Origin of the sequence: Catenibacterium sp. UBA627, assembly GCF_002299355.1 — a bacterium.
GTDB classification, from domain to species: Bacteria; Bacillota_I; Bacilli_A; order Erysipelotrichales; family Coprobacillaceae; genus Catenibacterium; species Catenibacterium mitsuoka.
In genome coordinates this window covers 1-18,497 of sequence record NZ_DBPF01000055.1, presented here as the reverse complement: position 1 = coordinate 18,497, position 18,497 = coordinate 1, and the positions used below count along the sequence as shown (strand labels likewise).

General features: G+C 34.2%; 22 protein-coding genes. 9 read left to right on the top strand and 13 right to left on the bottom strand.

What is annotated here, in order from left to right:
* Positions 1-770, bottom strand: a 770-nt coding sequence (locus B2S90_RS03945) for a metallophosphoesterase (RefSeq protein ID WP_286696568.1), incomplete at its 3' end; no start/stop codon positions are given.
* 115 nt (positions 771-885) lie between these two features.
* Here B2S90_RS03945 and B2S90_RS03940 point away from each other — a divergent pair.
* From B2S90_RS03940 to B2S90_RS03925, 4 genes are all read left to right on the top strand, one after another.
* Positions 886-1,491, top strand: a complete 606-nt coding sequence (locus B2S90_RS03940; protein ID WP_278780386.1) for a PTS sugar transporter subunit IIB — start codon at positions 886-888, stop codon at positions 1,489-1,491.
* 76 nt (positions 1,492-1,567) lie between these two features.
* On the top strand, positions 1,568-1,987 hold the full coding sequence (locus B2S90_RS03935; protein ID WP_055233607.1) for a Fur family transcriptional regulator: 420 nt from the start codon (positions 1,568-1,570) through the stop codon (positions 1,985-1,987).
* On the top strand, positions 1,980-2,564 hold the full coding sequence (gene rbr / locus B2S90_RS03930) for a rubrerythrin (RefSeq protein WP_055233608.1): 585 nt from the start codon (positions 1,980-1,982) through the stop codon (positions 2,562-2,564). Before B2S90_RS03935 ends, rbr begins: the two co-directional genes overlap by 8 nt.
* Positions 2,565-2,644: 80 nt before the next feature.
* Positions 2,645-2,833 carry a hypothetical protein gene (locus tag B2S90_RS03925; RefSeq protein ID WP_055233609.1) on the top strand — a complete coding sequence of 63 codons (189 nt, stop codon included), beginning with the start codon at positions 2,645-2,647 and terminating at the stop codon, positions 2,831-2,833.
* Between the two features lie 23 nt (positions 2,834-2,856).
* On the opposite strand, the gene B2S90_RS03920 is transcribed toward B2S90_RS03925, so the two are convergent.
* Genes B2S90_RS03920 through aroE form a run of 6 tightly spaced genes read right to left on the bottom strand, consistent with a single transcriptional unit; the run spans position 2,857 to position 6,952 of the window.
* Positions 2,857-3,690 carry a bifunctional 5,10-methylenetetrahydrofolate dehydrogenase/5,10-methenyltetrahydrofolate cyclohydrolase gene (locus B2S90_RS03920; RefSeq protein WP_278780389.1) on the bottom strand — a complete coding sequence of 278 codons (834 nt, stop codon included), beginning with the start codon at positions 3,688-3,690 and terminating at the stop codon, positions 2,857-2,859.
* A complete protein-coding gene (locus B2S90_RS03915; protein WP_286696567.1) occupies positions 3,684-4,316 on the bottom strand; it encodes a cyclodeaminase/cyclohydrolase family protein in 633 nt (210 codons plus the stop codon). The genes B2S90_RS03920 and B2S90_RS03915 overlap by 7 nt, the downstream gene beginning before the upstream one ends.
* Positions 4,317-4,376: 60 nt before the next feature.
* Positions 4,377-5,006, bottom strand: a complete 630-nt coding sequence (locus tag B2S90_RS03910; protein WP_279147436.1) for a TIGR01906 family membrane protein — start codon at positions 5,004-5,006, stop codon at positions 4,377-4,379.
* Positions 4,993-5,505 (bottom strand): tRNA (cytidine(34)-2'-O)-methyltransferase, encoded by a 513-nt coding sequence (locus tag B2S90_RS03905; protein ID WP_006504316.1) that lies wholly within the window; start codon positions 5,503-5,505, stop codon positions 4,993-4,995. The genes B2S90_RS03910 and B2S90_RS03905 overlap by 14 nt, the downstream gene beginning before the upstream one ends.
* Positions 5,505-6,098 (bottom strand): XTP/dITP diphosphatase, encoded by a 594-nt coding sequence (locus B2S90_RS03900; protein ID WP_055233613.1) that lies wholly within the window; start codon positions 6,096-6,098, stop codon positions 5,505-5,507. The genes B2S90_RS03905 and B2S90_RS03900 overlap by 1 nt, the downstream gene beginning before the upstream one ends.
* Positions 6,095-6,952 (bottom strand): shikimate dehydrogenase, encoded by an 858-nt coding sequence (gene aroE / locus B2S90_RS03895; protein ID WP_055233614.1) that lies wholly within the window; start codon positions 6,950-6,952, stop codon positions 6,095-6,097. The genes B2S90_RS03900 and aroE overlap by 4 nt, the downstream gene beginning before the upstream one ends.
* A gap of 95 nt (positions 6,953-7,047) precedes the next feature.
* Between aroE and chbG the strand changes: the two genes are divergently transcribed.
* Both chbG and B2S90_RS03885 read left to right on the top strand, forming a co-directional pair.
* On the top strand, positions 7,048-7,785 hold the full coding sequence (gene chbG / locus B2S90_RS03890; protein ID WP_278780397.1) for a chitin disaccharide deacetylase: 738 nt from the start codon (positions 7,048-7,050) through the stop codon (positions 7,783-7,785).
* 53 nt (positions 7,786-7,838) lie between these two features.
* Positions 7,839-9,026 (top strand): PLP-dependent aminotransferase family protein, encoded by a 1,188-nt coding sequence (locus B2S90_RS03885; protein ID WP_055233616.1) that lies wholly within the window; start codon positions 7,839-7,841, stop codon positions 9,024-9,026.
* Positions 9,027-9,051: 25 nt separating this feature from the next.
* On the opposite strand, the gene groL is transcribed toward B2S90_RS03885, so the two are convergent.
* From groL to B2S90_RS03855, 6 genes are all read right to left on the bottom strand, one after another.
* Positions 9,052-10,671 carry a chaperonin GroEL gene (groL, locus tag B2S90_RS03880; RefSeq protein WP_286696566.1) on the bottom strand — a complete coding sequence of 540 codons (1,620 nt, stop codon included), beginning with the start codon at positions 10,669-10,671 and terminating at the stop codon, positions 9,052-9,054.
* A gap of 12 nt (positions 10,672-10,683) precedes the next feature.
* Complete coding sequence (locus B2S90_RS03875) at positions 10,684-10,944, bottom strand: co-chaperone GroES (RefSeq protein WP_055233618.1); 261 nt, start codon at positions 10,942-10,944, stop codon at positions 10,684-10,686.
* Positions 10,945-11,088: 144 nt separating this feature from the next.
* Positions 11,089-12,111: a lysylphosphatidylglycerol synthase transmembrane domain-containing protein gene (locus tag B2S90_RS03870; protein ID WP_055233619.1), complete on the bottom strand. Its 1,023-nt coding sequence runs from the start codon at positions 12,109-12,111 to the stop codon at positions 11,089-11,091.
* Positions 12,112-12,193: 82 nt separating this feature from the next.
* Positions 12,194-12,991, bottom strand: coding sequence for a metallophosphoesterase (locus tag B2S90_RS03865; protein WP_278780402.1), 798 nt, complete (start codon positions 12,989-12,991; stop codon positions 12,194-12,196).
* Entirely contained in the window at positions 12,991-14,736 is a 1,746-nt protein-coding gene (gene rnjA, locus B2S90_RS03860) for a ribonuclease J1 (RefSeq protein WP_055233621.1), read from the bottom strand. Before rnjA ends, B2S90_RS03865 begins: the two co-directional genes overlap by 1 nt.
* Positions 14,737-14,866: 130 nt before the next feature.
* Positions 14,867-15,727, bottom strand: coding sequence for a DegV family protein (locus B2S90_RS03855; protein ID WP_055233622.1), 861 nt, complete (start codon positions 15,725-15,727; stop codon positions 14,867-14,869).
* A gap of 116 nt (positions 15,728-15,843) precedes the next feature.
* Between B2S90_RS03855 and B2S90_RS03850 the strand changes: the two genes are divergently transcribed.
* The 3 genes from B2S90_RS03850 to B2S90_RS03840 all read left to right on the top strand — a co-directional run.
* A complete protein-coding gene (locus tag B2S90_RS03850; protein ID WP_278780405.1) occupies positions 15,844-16,638 on the top strand; it encodes a mechanosensitive ion channel family protein in 795 nt (264 codons plus the stop codon).
* Positions 16,639-16,686: 48 nt separating this feature from the next.
* The gene (gene trxA / locus B2S90_RS03845) at positions 16,687-16,995 is read left to right on the top strand and encodes a thioredoxin (protein WP_278780407.1); all 309 of its coding nucleotides are present in this window, start codon (positions 16,687-16,689) and stop codon (positions 16,993-16,995) included.
* Positions 16,996-17,235: 240 nt separating this feature from the next.
* On the top strand, positions 17,236-18,497 hold a 1,262-nt coding region (locus tag B2S90_RS03840; RefSeq protein WP_286696565.1), incomplete at its 3' end, for a peptide ABC transporter substrate-binding protein.

Below are 18,497 nucleotides of genomic sequence, written 5' to 3'. Positions count from 1 at the left end.
CGTTGTAATTCTCCTGGCTGACCATCCTTATAAGGTATCTTATAAGAAGAACCATCTGTTAAGCATAAACAATTTAATTGTCCTCTATCTGCCACAGCGAGTCCACCATCAATACCAATCTTATTATGATAATCAGGATCATACCAGATATTAAAAGAATGATCATCATTTACATAACATAAAGGCGTATGACCAAATATATAAGTATAATCAGGATTACATGGGTTCATATAGAAATATTCTCTAATCCAGGCAAGTAATTCAGGATCACTATCTTCTATATTGGTTACCTCAGGATCCACTCCTGCATGCACCATCACATAATGCTTGCCCTGATAATCTAGTTCTATATAGTTAGGTAGACTATCAATAAAATCAATAATTTCCTGTATAAACTCTTTCTTTATATCAAAATATTCCTCATAAGGAATAGAATCCTTCTGTAAGAACTCTCTTATACTATTTACAGTACCTGTAGCACCGTTCTGTTTCCATAAACGATATGCATTATTCAAATCAGAATCTAAATCATTATATTTTAAGCTGGCTGCTAAAGATTGTCTCATCATGATTTCATGATTACCCTTGATCATATGAACATTAGGCATTGCTTTCACAAAGTAATATATATCAATTGAATTAGGACCACGATCCATAATATCACCTAGGATATATAACTCATCTTCATCAGTGAATTGAATCTTATTGAGCATCAGCTGCAATAACACAAATTGTCCATGTAAATCAGACATGACAAAAATTCTCTTCACTAATACTCACCTGCCTCTCAAATACATTTTATCATACCCAAAAAGGAATGCAAAACAGAACATAATCCTCAAAAAAAATAGTTGAATTATGATATGATTATTACAGGTGAGGGATATGGATGAATTTTATCAAAAGACCTATTTAATGATTGTTTTTAAATGGTCTTATTACTATACAAGAAAGAATATGAAAAATGTCAGATGTGACATTATTGAAGACACTAAAGACTATCATACTGTACGTTTTTATTTGAAGAATCGTGTTGCTTTTTTAACTGTCTGGCATAATGGCATTATTGAAGAACAGATTACAGATGAAGAAGGGAAAGAAATCTATTTCTATCTCCATTATACTTTAAAGAGCTTATCCCAGTTCTTATCTTATTATAAAGATTTTATGGTTGTCTTTTTAAGAGATGCAGACCCTAAACGTGTGAAAGTAGGGATTGTAGACCAGGATGGCTTTTCTTCTAGTTATTTAATTAGTTTAATGAAAGAAAGTCTGATAATAGAAAAGTCTAATCTAGAAGTGGAATCAGTGAGTCTTTCTTCATTAGAAGAAGTAGAAGGAGACTATGATGCACTTTATTTATCCCCTTCAGTCATGCATTTAAAGGGGGATATAGAGTCTATTGTTTCTGTTCCTGTGTATGTAATTGATCCTCTTGTTTATGCAACCAATGATTTCTATACACTTATACATACAATTTTGTCAAAATAATGTATCTGGCTTGCATTCTTACTAGTAAATAGTATACTAATAGTAGTAATCATTACTGATTAGGAGAATGGAACATATGGCGGAGACAAGACTTAGAAGATCTAAGCAGCGAGATACGATATATGATATGCTCGTGAATGATCACACGCATCCTACAGCAGAAGTTATTTATTCTCATGTAAGAAGAATCATTCCGGATATATCACTAGGTACTGTTTATCGTAATCTGAATGTTTTAGTTGAAAATGGGTATATCAGAAAATTAAATATAGATCGTGTTACTGTACATTACGATGCTAATGTGACACCACATCATCATATGGTATGTTCAAAATGTGGAAAGATTGTGGATATACATATTCCACATGGTGCATTTGATGAACTTGTTCATGATATAGAAGAACTAGATCAAGTACAACTCACACATGTTGATATGTTATTTCAAGGAATCTGTAATGATTGTAAGAATATGAAGGAGGATAAAGAAAATGTCTAATTTAAAAGGTACTGAAACATTAAAGAATCTAATGGCTGCATTTGCAGGTGAATCACAGGCAAGAAATCGTTATACTTTCTGGTCTAGTATTGCGAAAAAAGAAGGTTATGTAGAAGTGTCTAAAATCTTTGAAGAAACAGCAAACCAGGAAAAAGAACATGCGAAACGTTTAATGAAGCTTATGAACACTGCTGCTCAGGGCGAAACATTACCTGTTGCTGGTGAATTCCCAGTATTAATGGGTACAACTGTAGAAAACTTAAAAGCTGCAGCTGCTGGTGAAAACGAAGAATGGACACATATGTATCCAGAATTTGCTAATAAAGCTGAAGAAGAAGGATTACCTGAAATCGCAGCTATCTTAAGAGCCATCGCTATGGCTGAAAAGATGCATGAAGAAAGATACTTAAAACTTGCTAAACAGATTGAAGACGGCACAGTATTCAAGAAAGATCATAAAGTACTATGGAAATGTAACAACTGTGGATTTGTCGTAGAATCTTTAGAAGCTCCTACAGTATGTCCAGCTTGTAACCATCCACAGGCTTACTTTGAAGAATACAAATTCTTTGATTAATATAATTGTGTGCAAAGACAGCGAAAGCTGTCTTTTTTCTTGCTTAGAGTGCTATGATAATAACAAGGAGGGGACACGATATGAAAGGAAAGATACTCTATCTGTTAGATTTCATCTATGCGATCGTATTATCAGTATTTTTGCTAGTCACAATGATCGTCTATATTCATACAAAAGCATCAGAGATATTGATTATTGTGGCGGCTGTGTTATTTGCGCTTTCAATTGTGAAAGGGTATTGGATTTATAGAAAATGGAGAAGACCATAATAAAAAGACCTCGAAAGAGGTCTTTAACGCATTTTAGCTGCCTGGATTAAATGTTTTGCAAGTACTGCAGTTGTGACAGTACCAACACCACCAGGAACAGGGGTAGCGGCAGAGGCTTTGCCATCAAGAGTCGCATAGTCTACATCACCACATAACTTACCATTCTCATCCACATTGATTCCTACATCAATCATCACGGCATCCTGTCCACAATAATCACTATTTAACATTTTTGCACGTCCTGCAGCCGCAATCACAATTTCTGCATCAGAACATGTCTTCTTTAAATCAACAGTTCTTGTATGAGTCATAGTTACTGTCGCATTCTCTTTAAGAAGCAGCATAGACACAGGTTTACCTACAACCATACTTCTACCTACTACTGTCACTCTTTTACCTGTTAACTCAATATCATATGCCTTTAATACTTCAATAACTGCTTCTGCAGTACATGGAGAAAAACCAGTTGTATCTCCTTCAAACACCTTCGCAATATTAATAGGAGAAATACCATCTAAATCCTTTTTAGGATCAATCATATTTTCAATATCTTTTTCATTAATAGTAAGAGGAAGTGGTCTTAATAATAAAATTCCTGTCACTTCATCATCTTCATTAATTTCTTTAAAAGCTTTCTTGAAATCTTCATCACTGATATCCTGTGGGAAAACATAAGAAGCCACATCTAAACCAAATGACTTTAATTTCTTAGTTGCACCACGCTCATAACTCATATCATCAGGGTTTTCACCCACTCTCACAATCGCAAGCTTAGGTACAAAAGATAATGTTTCTAACTCTTTTGATACATATTCTTTAATTCCATCAGAAACCTTTTTTCCTCTTAACTCTAACATGAAGTTCCTCCTAACTTTTTAATAACACTATTAGTTATTTCATCTGCAAGCAGTTGCCCTTCAACTAATAGCTTCTCAGCACGTTTATTCATCTTCTCAGCTATTTCTCTATTTTTCATAGACTTCGTATTAATATAGACATTCATAATAGAGCCAGTCAACGCACTACGTAAACATTGTACACCAACACCTACATCACTGATTGCCATCACTGAACCTTTCTCATTTAAAGTAGAAAATAACTTTAAAGACTGATAACTTAAATCCATGATCTGTAATGGTACAAGAGATGCATCCAATAAACATGACTCCATCACAAACTCTTTATGTTTCTTTTCTTCCTCAGTATTCTTAGGAAGTCTATAAGCCTCTGCAAGAGGCTTAAAGTTTTCTGCATCATCATCTACAGAAGTTACAAGATTCTTCTTTAAGTCTTCTAACTTCTCTATGATTTCTCTTATTTCATCTTCTACATTTTTATATTTCTTCTTACCTACAGTTAAGTTACCTACCATGAGTCCTAAAGCACATCCAATAGCGCCCACTAGTCCTGAAGCACCTCCACCACCAGGAGTAGGTGAAGATGAAGATAACTCATCTAAGAAGTCTTTAATCATTTCTTTCATTTTTAACTCCCTCATACGAAAAGACACGAGAACCTCGTGTCTATTTTTCATAAATTATACTCATTTATTTGTATTAATGCAATAAATATGTTTGAAATATACACCTAAATTAATGATAATACCGATACCAATCAAACTAAATAGCGCAATCCCTAATGTCACAAAATAACTTTCAGGAAAGATATTGATAATAGGATCAATATCAGGATTAATCAGCCAGTAGTTATTGTTGAAAAGGATATGATGCATCATTGTGAATGCCCCATCAAAATCAACATAGGCTGTTCCACCTACAATAAATACGAGTCCTAAAGTAGTGAATCCTGCCCATTTAAAAGGTCTATAATCATTCTCTTTGACTGTAGAGTATATGAGATAAATAGTTCCAATCAGTACCACTAACCCAATAATTTCTAAACGATTCATTAATACCTTCACTTCATAAAAATGAAAAACTGTATTTTTAGTCATAGGAAAAGCAGGAGTAGAAAGTGCTTTATGTGAGAATAGACTTAAATAGTGGATAATTGTCATATAACTTTCTCTTACTATCTTTTCACTTACCCCAATATTAGAGGCTATTAATGAAGAAGGATACAATACAGGGACAAAAGTCACTAATAAAATAGCACAATCAATAATCAAAAAGGTCAAACATACAGTTAAAAGAATACCTTTAAATTTCTTCATTGTATAAGAAATCTTCTCCCTTTTGAACCTCTACTGTAGATAAATCAGGATAACCCTGCTGTCTTAATGCTTCGTAAACACCAATGGCTACAGTATTAGATAAGTTCAAGCTACGTGAATCTCCATACATTGGAATACGTACACAATCATCAATATACTTCTTTAAGATATCATGAGGAATACCATCATGCTCATGACCAAAGAAAAGATAATGTTCGCCTTCCTGTTTAAAATCATCTTCACTATATACTTTTTTAGAATAACGTGTAAAGAAATGATAAATACCAGGATTCTCTTTTTCAAACTCTTCAAAGTTTTCATAAACCTTAAAAGTGAGATGATCAAAATAATCCATAACCGCTCTTTTCATTCTTGGATCATTTAACTTAAACCCTGTAGGCTTAATAATATGTAAAGGTGTATGTGTCGCTGCACATGTTCTCATAATATTACCTGTATTTTGTGGAATCGCAGGATGTACTAATACAACATGATTCATTATTTATGTTCCTCCTCTAAATAATCATATAAAGCCTTTAATGCCTTTGCACGATGAGAGACTTTATTCTTTTCTTCCATAGTCATCACTGCAGAAGTCTTCTTTAATGGTGGATAATAGAAAATAGGATCATAACCAAAGCCATTTTCACCATCAATACAATCATTGATTTTTCCTTCAAAAGTACCTAGGAAAGTCTTTGTTTCTTCATCAGGAATAGCCAAAGCCATCGCACATACGAAACGTGCTGTCTTATCTTCTTTATCTTTAACGGCATCAATAATCCACTGATTCTTAATATCATAACTTGTATCTTCACCCATAAAACGAGAAGAATAAATACCAGGCTGTTTATCTAATGCATCTACTTCTAAACCAGAATCATCTGCCAGAGTAGGCATATGAATCATATTCATCACTGTTTCAGCTTTAATCACTGCATTTTCTGTAAAAGTAGTCCCTGTTTCTTCAATATCAGGATTATAACCTAATATATCTTTAATAGACTTTACTTCAATCCCTAATTTTTCCAACATTGCAGAAATCTCTTTAAGTTTTCCTTTATTTGTTGTTGCAACTACGATCTCTTTCATTCGCTTTCCTCCATTCCTAACGCTACTTTGACTTCATGGATAGGCATATCCTTTCCTGTCCAGAATTTAAAAGAACATGCACCTTGATAGACAATCATACGTTCTCCATTCATATAATCAAGACCTCTTTGTCTTGCATAACTTAATAGCTTTGTTTCCTTAGGGTTATAAATAATATCTGCCACCTTTAAACCATCAGGTAACATATCAGCACTCTCAATAATACATCCTTCAGGATGAGGTGCCATACCAACACTAGTTGTATTAACTAATAAATAAGTATTCTTTAAATCTTCCTTAATACTTTCCTGATCAATTTTCTTTAAAGTAATAGGGCAATCTAATTTCTCATTGAGTTCTTTAATAAATGGCTTATCAGAACGATTATAAACCACAATTTCCTTAGCACCCGCTAATGCAAGAGAAATAATAATTGCACTTGCTGCACCACCTGCACCAAGTACTACAATCTTATGCTTCGCAATACCCCATCCTTTATCACGGCAGGCCATCACAAAACCTTCTCCATCAGTAATATGACCAATGAGTTTACCATTCTCATTCTTTACCGTATTGACACTCTTCGCAAGTTTTGCCTGTGTTGTGAGTTCATCCATATATTTCATCATATCCTGTTTATAAGGCATAGAAATATTGTATCCCTTAATAGGTAATGTCTTAACAGACGTAATATAATCATCTAACTGATTTTTAGTCACTTCAAATGCAAGATAAACATCATTAATACCTAATGTTTGAAATGCAGTATTATGCATCATTGGTGAAAAAGAATGTTTAATAGGATTTGCGACAACCCCATATAAACCTGTATATCCAGTAATTGTATTTTTCATAACAGTCTCCTTTTGTCTTGTATTATACATCATTTTATCGTTCTGTGTGACTGTTCTTATAATATTTAGTACAATGGATTCTAGAGGTGAAAAGTATGATCAAGAAATTAATTATTAATGCTGATGATTTCGGTATGTGTGAAGGAAACTCCCTAGGTATCCTTCTTGCACACGAACAAGGAATTGTAAGTTCCACTACAGTCATGATGAATATGCCATATGCTTCATGGGCCCTAGACAAGGCAAAGGCATATCCAAATTTAGGAATTGGTGTTCATTTAACTTTAACTGCAGGTAAACCATTATTATCTGGCAAGAAAAGCTATACAGATGAAGCGGGGAACTTCTTAAGACCTAGTGCTTATGAAGATGGATTTCCAGATGGAGAACCAGATGAAGTCTATGAAGAATGGAAAGCACAGATAGAAGCTTTCATTGCACACACAGGACATCTTCCTACACATCTAGATTCTCATCATTATGTTCATATGGAACATAGACAATTGGAAGTCATCAAGCGTCTTGCCAAGGAATATAACCTTCCTATCAGACAAACAAGATATGTGGATGAAAACTACTTCCCAGCACGTTGTGAATTTTATAAAGATGGTGTAAGCTTTGAAACATTCAAAGAAATCTGTTCAACAGAAGGCTATGATACAGTAGAAATTGTTTGTCATCCTGCTTTAGTTGATGAGAGACTGATGAACGTATCTAGCTACAATATGAGTCGCATCAAGGAATTAGAATTACTTAAGAGTGATGCATTCAAACAGTACATCAAGGATCACGATATTCAGATTATAACTTATGCAGACATAAAAAATAATTAGGTATTTTTAAATAATAGTAGTAGAATGAGAAAAAAGTGAATGGAGTGACATATATGAGATACGCAGATAAGATGAATTACGTAAAAAAATCAGCCATTAGAAGTGTCATGGCTGATGCAAGTGAGAATGGTACGGTAGACTATATTAGTTTTGCGAGTGGATTCCCTGATCCAGAAGCTATTCCACAGGAAAAGCTAGAAGAAGTAGGACATAAGATTCTTCAAGAAAAAACTTATGAAGTTTTGCAGTATGGCTCTGCCCAGGGGTATACAGGTTTAATAGAATCTTCTAAGTCATTCATTAATAAGCATGAATGTATATGTACAAGTGATGATGATATTATTATTACAACAGGATCACAGCAGGGCTTAGATCTTGTGTCTAAGATATTCTGTGATGAAGGAGATTATGTTGTAGTAGAGAATCCAAGTTATTTAGGTGCTTTAAACTCATTTAAATGTAATGGGGCAAAGCTGCTTGGTGTTTCTTTAGAAGAAGATGGTGTAAACCTAGAAGAACTAGAAGAAGCCTTTAAAAAAGGACCAAAGGTATTCTATACAATTCCTAACTTCCAGAATCCTACCGGAGTCACAACATCTCTAGAAAAAAGAAAAGAAATCTATAACCTTGCAGTAAAGTATGATGTAGTTATTCTAGAAGATAACCCTTATGGTTATTTACGTATTACAGGCGAAGAAGTACCTTCTATTAAATCTTTAGATCAAGACCATCGTGTTGTTTATGCAGCCAGTCTTTCTAAGATTATCTCACCAGGTATGCGTACAGGAATCATCTGTGCAAGTAAAGATATTATTTCTAAGCTCTTTATGGCTAAACAATCAGGTGATAATCATACAAACAATCTCTCACAATATATGATGGATGCATTCTTAAGAGAAACAGATATGGATGCACATATTAAACATTTGCAGTCTCTTTATGCAAAGAAATGTAATTTCATGTTAGAGATGATCAAGAAGTATTTCCATCCTTCTATTCATGTCATTGAACCAGAAGGTGGTATGTTTATATGGTTTGATCTGCCTGATGGTGTAAGTATGCCAGAATTCGTTCAGGCTTCTATTAAGAAGCATGTAGCCATCGTACCAGGTAATGAGTTCATGGTAGATAGTACTAAGCCATGTCAATCTATTCGTATGAACTTCTCAGCTGCTTCTATGGAGAATATCGAAAAAGGTATCCAGATTTTAGGAGAACTAACATATCAATTCTGTAAGTAAAAAAAAAGCCATTTCTGGCTTTTTTTTAATACATGCCACCTTGTGGCATAACAGGCTGCTGTGATTCTTCTTTCTTAGGAAGTTCTGCCACACCTGCTTCAGTTGTTAAGAACAAGGCTGAAATACTAGCGGCATTTAATAATGCGCTACGAGTGACTTTAGTAGGATCAATAATGCCTGCTTCAAACATATTGACCCAGTCACCTGTCTTTGCATCAAATCCAAAGTCCTTTTCAGCATTCTTCTGGATAGATACAATTTCTTCTTCATCATAACCAGCATTGATTGCAATCTGAGTAAGAGGTGCAAATAAAGAATTCATGACTACATTAATACCCTTCTGGATATCTACATTCGTATCTCTGACCTGATTCTTTAGTTCTTCATAGGCTTCTACTAACGCAGCACCACCACCAACAACGATACCTTCATCTACAGCGGCCTTAGTCGCATTGAGAGCATCTTCAATTCTTAATTTCTTTTCTTTTAATTCTGCTTCAGTTGTAGCACCGACTTTAATTGTTGCAACACCGTTAGATAATTTACCAATACGTTCTTTTAAAGTCTTCTTTTCATAATCACTCTTAATATGAGTTAATTGTGTCTTTAATTCTTCTACGCGCTTATTCACTGCTTCACTAGAACTATGTCCAATAAGAGTTGTATTATCCTTCTTTACAATCACTTTCTTGATTGTACCAAGATCTTCAATAGTTAAATCAGAAAGCTTCATATTAAGGTCTTTGTTGTAGAATTTAGCACCAGTTAATACTGCAATATCCTCCAACATTTCTTTCTGTTTATCACCAAATCCTGGAGCTTTAGTTGCTACGACATTAAAGGCACCTCTTAACTTATTCAATACAAGAGAAGAAATCGCTTCATTTTCATAATCTTCTGCAACAAGTAATAATGGCTTATTAGTTTTTAATACCTGTTCAAGTAGTGGAAGGATTTCTTGTAAATTAGTAATCTTCTGATTAGTGACTAAGATCAATGGATTATCCATTTCTACTTCCATCTTATCTGTATCACTTACAAAATAAGGAGATACATAACCCTTATCATACTGCATACCTTCATTCACTTCTAATTCATCATCAAAACTATTAGATTCATCTACGTTGATAATACCATCTCTACCAACTTTTTCCATAGCCTGAGCAATCAAATCACCAATATGACTATTAGAAGAAGAAATAGTGGCTACAGATGCAATATCCCTGCTTGTTTCTACTTTATGAGAATTCTTTAATAATACTTCAGCCACTGCTTTAGAGGCTCTTTCAATCCCTTCTCTCATAAGTACAGGGTTTGCACCTTTTTCAACCTGCTTCATACCATTCACAATCATATCTCTCGCAAGTATTGTGGCAGTTGTTGTACCATCACCTGCAATATCATTTGTATTATTGGCTACTTCATAGACTAACTTAGCACCCATATTTTCAAAATGATCTTCTAACTCTATTTCCTTGGCAATAGAAACACCATCGTTCGTAATTAAAGGAGAACCATAGCTCTTCTCTAATACCACATTTCTACCTTTAGGACCAAGTGTGACACTCACTGCATCAGCAAGAGTATTCACACCTTTCAACATAGATTGACGTGCATCACTAGAAAAACGTATTTCTTTACTCATAGTTCATTCCTCCTATTCAATACATGCGAGAACATCTTTCTCGTCTATCACAATATATTCAATACCATCAAGTTTAACTTTAGTACCTGAGTATTCCTTGAATACAACACGATCTTTTTCTTTTAAATCATTTTCACATTGAGGACCTACAGCCACAACTTCTCCAACAGTAGGAAGACTCTTTGTCTCAGTAGTGAGAATAATACCACTTGCAGTCTTGTTTTCTACTTCCTCTTTTTTTAATACGATATTCTTATTCAAAGGTTTCAACATTTTTTATTCCTCCTCATTAGCACTCTATTTATCTAGGTGCTAAAAAGTATTATAGTTCGTTTTAGCACTTTGTCAAGGCAAGTGCTAATTTATTTTTGGGCAGATTGAATGATAATGCACAAAAAAGCCACTCCTAAGAGTGACTTAATCGTCTTTTCGTTTTGTATCCTTTGCAACTATGAATGTGATCATACCTAATATTAATCCAAAATAGAAAGAGAAGAAACGCCATAAGAACATAGAACTAGAGGCATTTGCTCGACCAAGAAAACCAAACAAGATCATATAACATCCTTCACTACCACCTGATGCACCAGGAATAGGGAGGAATGTATTAATGAGATTAATAATGGATGCAAGTCCTAGGAACTGTACGAATAAGTTGAAAGGAACCTTAATACCTAAAGCAAGACAAGAAAAGAATGGTGTAGAGTAAATGATTGTAAGTTTCACTACATTACATAATACTGTCTGTAATAATGCTTTTTTATTTTTCTGTAGTACATTCATCTGTTCTCTAAATTCACTGAAATAATTCTGAATTCTAAAGCATGTCGATTCATAATCTTTTATAAGTGGTGTTTTAGATAGTAGATAAACTACTTTATCTACTATAAAGTTCTGGAACTTCTTACTCTTAGCTCCGGCAAATAATAGAATAGTCACTACCGCATTAATAAGAAATCCTACGGCTGCCATAGAAGATACACCAACACCTTTATCAAGGAAGTAGGCTGAATCCACTATCATAATCACAGCTGTAAAGCCCATGATCACTATTTGATAACTAATAAAGCACATAAGTAATATACTTGTAGATATTGCAGGAGAGATGCCTTGGTTATTAAATACGAACACCTGGGCAAACTGTCCTCCGGAAGAAGAAGGTGTTAAACCGCTAAACAAAGTACCTACAAGTCCATTCACAAAACCTTCTTTGAGAGTAAAGTCTTTTTTATAGAAACGCGCAAAGATCATAGTAGCCAGTCCGTCAAATACATAATACATAAACATGATGAAACATAAGATGAATAGCCAGAAAGGATGCGCTGTTGTAATTGTCTTAAATACAGTAGAAACTTCAGAACCTACTGATAAATATAAAGAAATACCACTAATCACAAGAATTAACGCAATATTCAAGATATAGCTCTTCTTTGTTTTCATGGGAATCACCTCATTTCCCTATCTCTATTTTACCAATCTTACTTGTTATATGAAAGCAAAAAAAGAGTAGGGATAAAAATCCCTACTCGAATGTAATCATAATAATTTCATTTTCACATAATACTTTAAAATGATAGTTCTTACGTGGTGCAATACCGTTACTTACAATAAGTTCAGAATTATTTTCTGTATAAGTGCCATGATTATAAGTGATTGCATTTTTACATTTTACAAGTGGCCCAATACCTGGGAACCAGATGGTACCGCCATTACTATGCCCAGATAACTGTAATTGTGTATGTCCTTTGTTTTGAATAAAACTGTCAGGATAATGACTTAAAGTAAGGACAAAACCATCGTAATCAGGAATATCTTCCTGGCTGTTAAGAGACTGTCCATAAAGGATAAAAGAACTATTACGATAATGAATTGTACGTGTACTATTGTTTAATACTTCAAATCCACCCTCATTAAGGATATTAGTCACTTCATCAGCATGGGCATGATCTTCATCACCTAATACTGCAAACTTACCATATCCAGGCTGAAGCTTCTTTAAGATCTTCTGTACTTTTGTATCTTCAATAGGTTTGCCTTCATACAGATCACCAGTAAAAACAACCATATCATAACTTTGATCTTCAATCTCATCTACAATCTGTTCAAGACGATCAATATCCTTAGATGTAGTAATGTGGACATCGGATAAATTGACTATCTTGAAACCTTTAAAACCATCAGGTAACAAATTAGAACTATAATTCATTCTTGAAAAAGAATAATGTGTTCTAGAAAAGAGACATGTATAACCACCAAACAACACCAATGCTAAGACAATAATAGCAAGAATACCAGTACGAATAATTTTCTGTTTCTTCATTATTTCTTATTCATGATGACAGGAATAATCATCGGTCTTCTTTTTGTCTTAGTATAGAAATAAGTTGTTAATGTTTCTCTAATTGTATTCTTAATTTCTCCAAATGTTGTCTTTTCCTGTAATAAAGCACGTAGCTTACGATCTACAGCCATTTCAGCACCATAAATCATAGGCTTACTATCTTTCATATATACAAATCCACGGCTCATGATGACTGGCTTATGAAGTAAAATACCAGCATGTGAATCCATACTAATTAGAACTGCAACCATACCATCTTCACTTAAAATCTGACGGTCATGTAATACTGCAGTAGATAAACCAGTTAAATCATTACCATCTACATAAATATCATCTGCATGTACACCTCTTGTCTGGAATACTTCATGATCCTTTAAGCATAAGCAATCCCCATTACTTAATACAAATGCATGATCAGCTTGTCCGCCTACTTCTTCATATAATTTCTTATGAATGCAAAGCATCTTGTGTTCACCATGAATAGGGAAGAAGTACTTAGGCTTAGTCAATAACATCATCAGTTTCTGTTCTTCCTGAGATGCATGTCCTGAAGTATGAAGGTTACTGATCATAGAGTTTTCAAGAACTCTTGCCCCAGAACGATATAATTTATTAATCAAACGTGATACAGAAGATTGGTTGCCTGGAATAGGGTTAGATGAGAATAACACTGTATCCCCGGGCTTAATCTTAATCTGACGATGTGTACCATTCGCAATTCTATTTAAGGCTGCAAGTGCTTCACCTTGAGATCCAGTACATAGAATCAAGATTTCATTATCAGGAAGATATCTTGCTTCATCATTCTTAATAAAGAAACGATCAGGACATTTGATATAACCCATTTTTCTTGCAACATCAATATTGTTGACCATTGAACGTCCATATACAAGGATCTTACGATTAAACTTAACAGCTGCTTCTACAATCTGCTGTACTCTATGTATATTAGATGCGAAAGTTGCAACAATAATACGTCCTTCAGTCTTTCTGAATTCTTCTTGTACTTGTGAAGCCACTGTCTTTTCACTAATAGAGAATGTAGGTACTTCAGCATTTGTACTATCACTCATTAATAAATCAACACCTGTTTCACCTAAGAAACTTATAATCTGATAATCAGCAGGATTTGCTACAGGAGATAAGTCAAACTTAAAGTCACCTGTTTCTATAATACGTCCATCAGGTGTATTCACAATAATTCCCATAGATTCAGGAATAGAATGGTTAGTATTAAAGAAACCAATATTAAAATATTTAGTTTTGATAGAACTTTCGTGAGTAATAGGAATCATCTTAGTCACATGAGTGAGATGATGCTCCTCTAGTTTTCTTCTGATCATGGCACAAGCCAATGGTGAAGCATAAATAAATGGAATATTCACTAGTCTTAATAAGAAAGGAATACCACCAATATGGTCTTCATGACCATGTGTAATAAACAATCCCTTGATCTTTTTATTATTCTTTCTTAAATAAGTATAATCTGGAATAACATAATCAATCCCAGGAAGACCTTCAGATGCAAACTTAACACCTGCATCAATAATAATCATTTCATCATTGCATTCAATGCAGTAAGTATTCTTACCAACCTCATTCAAACCGCCTAATGCGAATATTTTTGTCCCTTGTGTTTTAACATTATGATGTGTTGAAGGGAATCTTCTTTTAGAACGATGAGGTTTGAATGTCTTTTTCTTTTCAGTATTATTGACTGACATAAACTACTATCCACCTCTTTCTCAAATAATGTAAAATCACTCATTAAAATAATAATATAAAAAAACTGAATAATCAATGTTGTAAGGGAATACAAGAAAAAATTAAAAAAAAGATGTTCTATCGAACATCTTAATAAGAACCTTTCTTATAGGCAGCTATTGCAAGTGAACCTGGACCGATATGACAAGCAACACTTAATGATAAACGGTCAAAGATGACCTCTTTATCAGGAAATGCTTCTTTCATTTGTTCTAAATAATCTAAAGCAGCTTCTTTATCATAAGAATAAACACATGCTACTTCATAATCATCACCCCAGCCACGATCACTAATATCCTGTTTTACCTGGTCAATCATCATCTTACGAGCTTTTTTCATAGTACGTGAAGTACCATATTTATCTAACTTTTCACCCTGAATAGTAAGAATAGGCTTAATCTTTAGTAAACCCGCAAGCGTTGCAGCAGCAGGTGATAAACGCCCACCCTTCTTTAAATATTCAAGGGTATCTACAGTAATATAGATAGTGGCATTCATCTTATTGTTCATAAGATAATCATAAATCTCTTTGGCACCATATCCCTTATTTGCCATAGCAATAGCATCTAGAACATCAGCTTTTTGTGTAGCTGAGATTCTTTGAGAATCCACAACAAACACTTTCCCTTTATACTGATCTTCATCCGCCATCATCATTGCTGTCTGACAACTTCCAGATAAGCCGCTGCTCATAGGAATATGAATAATAGCATCATGTGTTTTTAATATTTCATCCCACTTCTTTGCGATAATCCCAATTGTAGGCTGTGAAGTAAACACTTCTGCGCCGCCCATTAATTTTTCATAGAAATGTTCTTGTGTTAAATTGATATCTTCTTCATATTCTTTACCATCTATAGTGAAAGGCATCGGAATACAATAGATACCTAATTCATTTGCTTCTTTTTGTGTAATGCCAGAGTTACTATCTGTCATGATTGCAATTTTCATACAAGGACCTCCTTCAGTCAAACTCAATTTTAACAATTTTGAGGAATAAATCAACATTTTCTTGACTAATCAAGGTAGACGAATTATCGTGAATGCATATGAAAGGAGTTACAGAAATGGTAGAAAAATACTTAAAAACACTTTATGGCATGGGAGAGAAAGCTCTTCAAGCCCTTATCATTATAGTTATTGGATATATTGTATATAAGATTTTTGATAAGTTATTTACAAAATTCATTGAGAAATCATCCCAGGATGAAATTGTATTAAACTTCTTTAAGACAATCATCAAGACAGTCTTTATTGTGATTATTGCGATTATGGCTTTATCACAGCTTGGTATTAATACAAATTCTATTCTTGCTATCTTCACTGCAGCTTCTGCTGCTTTTGCACTTGCTATTAAAGACTCACTCGCAAGCTTCTTTGATGGTATCATCATCCTACTTGCGAAACCTTTTTCTAAAGGAGACCTTATTGAGGTGGCAGGTGTAACAGGAAGAATTCAGGAAATCTCTTTACTCTATACAAACCTACTTACTTTAGATAATAAGAAGATTGTGATTCCTAATTCACAGCTTGCTCATTCAACACTTGTGAACTATTCAAGTGAAGAAATGCGTCGTGTAGATTTAAACTTCGATGTTGTGATGGATAGTGATACAGAATTAGTTAAGAAGGTTATTATGGAAGAAGCTTTATCTAATCCTTATTGTCTCCATGATATTCCACCATTTGTGAATATGACAGAATATAAGGATAGTGCATTAAGCTTTACGCTCAGAGTATGGGCAGCTACAGAAAACTATGAAACACTTAGATGTAGTTTACTTGAAAATATGAATAAGCGTTTCAACGAAGAAGGCATAGAACTTGCCTATACGACTTACGATATTCATCTAAGCAAATAAGTTGCGGAATATTCTTCAATCTGTTTAAATATAGGTGAGGTGAAGAATATGAAAATTGTAGATCAGAACGGTTTTAATGAAGCATTAAACAATAAGTATGTATTAGTAGACTTCTATGCAGACTGGTGTGGCCCTTGTAAGATGGTTGGCCCAGTATTAGAAGAATTAGATGCTGAAAATGATCAGTTAACTGTTGTTAAGGTCAATGTAGACAATGAACTTGATTTAGCATCAAAATACGGTGTCCAGTCAATTCCAAACATGATTTTCTTTAAAGAAGGAAAGGCTGTTACACAGATTATTGGCTTTGCGAGTAAGGATGCAATCCTTGATAAAATTAACCCATTTATGGACTAAGAGGCACCTGATTGGTGCCTTTTTTTTAACGCCTGATTTTTCTCTTTATGATAATAAATTAAGTGCAAAAAATATATAAATTGGTCAATTTGTGGAAAAGACAAATTAGTAAATAAGATTCATGAAATGCACAAAGATTTGTGCTCATGAATATTGACATGTATACACAAAAAGTGTAAGATGTTTTTCATGATAGTTGGATGCTATCATACAATTATATCCATTATGGAGGGGAAAATTATGAAGACAGTAAAGGTTTTAGTTGCTGCAAGTATGGCAGCAGCGTTACTTGCTGGATGTGGAAGCAAAACTGATACAGATACTTTCAGATTTGCAAGTGAATTAGATATCCAGGGTATGGATTCTACAGTAGTTGATGATGGTATGTCATACAACGCAATCCACGCAATCACAGACGGCTTAACAGCAGTCAATGAAAAAGGCAAGACAGTTCCAGCATTAGCTAAGAACTGGGATGTAAGTGCTGATGGTAAGACTTACACTTTCCACTTAAAAGATGCTAAGTGGTCAAATGGTGATAAAGTCACTGCCAACGATTTCGTTTATTCTTGGAAGAGAATTATTAAAAATGCAGGTAACTATGCTTACATGTTAGGTGATGATGGTGCATCAGTTAAGAATGCGAGTCAGTTGATTGACCTAGGCCCAAAGGCAACTGATGAACAGATGAACACTTTAGGTGTTAAAGCAGTTGATGATAAGACTTTAGTTGTTGAATTAAACAACAAGGTTCCATATTTCACAGATTTAATGGCTTTCCCATGCTACTTCCCACAGAACGAAAAGTTCGTTGAAAAATGTGGTAAGAACTATGGTACTAAACCAGAATACACATTATCTAATGGTGCTTATAAGATGACTAAGTGGATCAAAGGTAACAAAGCAACATTCACTAAGAACGATAAGTACTATGATGCAAAAGCAGTTAAGACTAAGAACCTTGAAATGTTCCTAGTACAGGATCCTAAGACTGCTGCACAGAACTTTGACAATGGTAAAGTTGACTATGCAACAATCAACTCTACATTAGTAGATAAGTATAAAGGTAAAGATACTTTCACAACATTCAATGAAGGTTTCTTATTCTACTTAAGCTTAAACTTCAACAATAAGACAATTGCTGATAAGAATGTAAGAGAAGCATTATCTTACGCAATTAACAGAAAAGACTTATGTGAAAACGTCTTAAAGGATGGTTCTAGAGCTGCTACTGGTTTTGTTCCATCCCAGTTATCTAAGAGCCCAGCTGGTAAAGACTTCCGTGATACTGCAGGTGATATTGTAGGTTACGATGTTAAGAAGGCTCAGGAATACTTAGATGCAGCTAAGAAAGAATTAGGTACTGATACAATCACAGTTGATTTATTATATGGTACTGATGAATCACCAATGGATACTATGGCTGAATACTTACAGGGTTCATTCACTAAGTTAAAAGGCTTAAAGGTAAACATGGTTGCAACTGTTAAGAAAGACAGAAT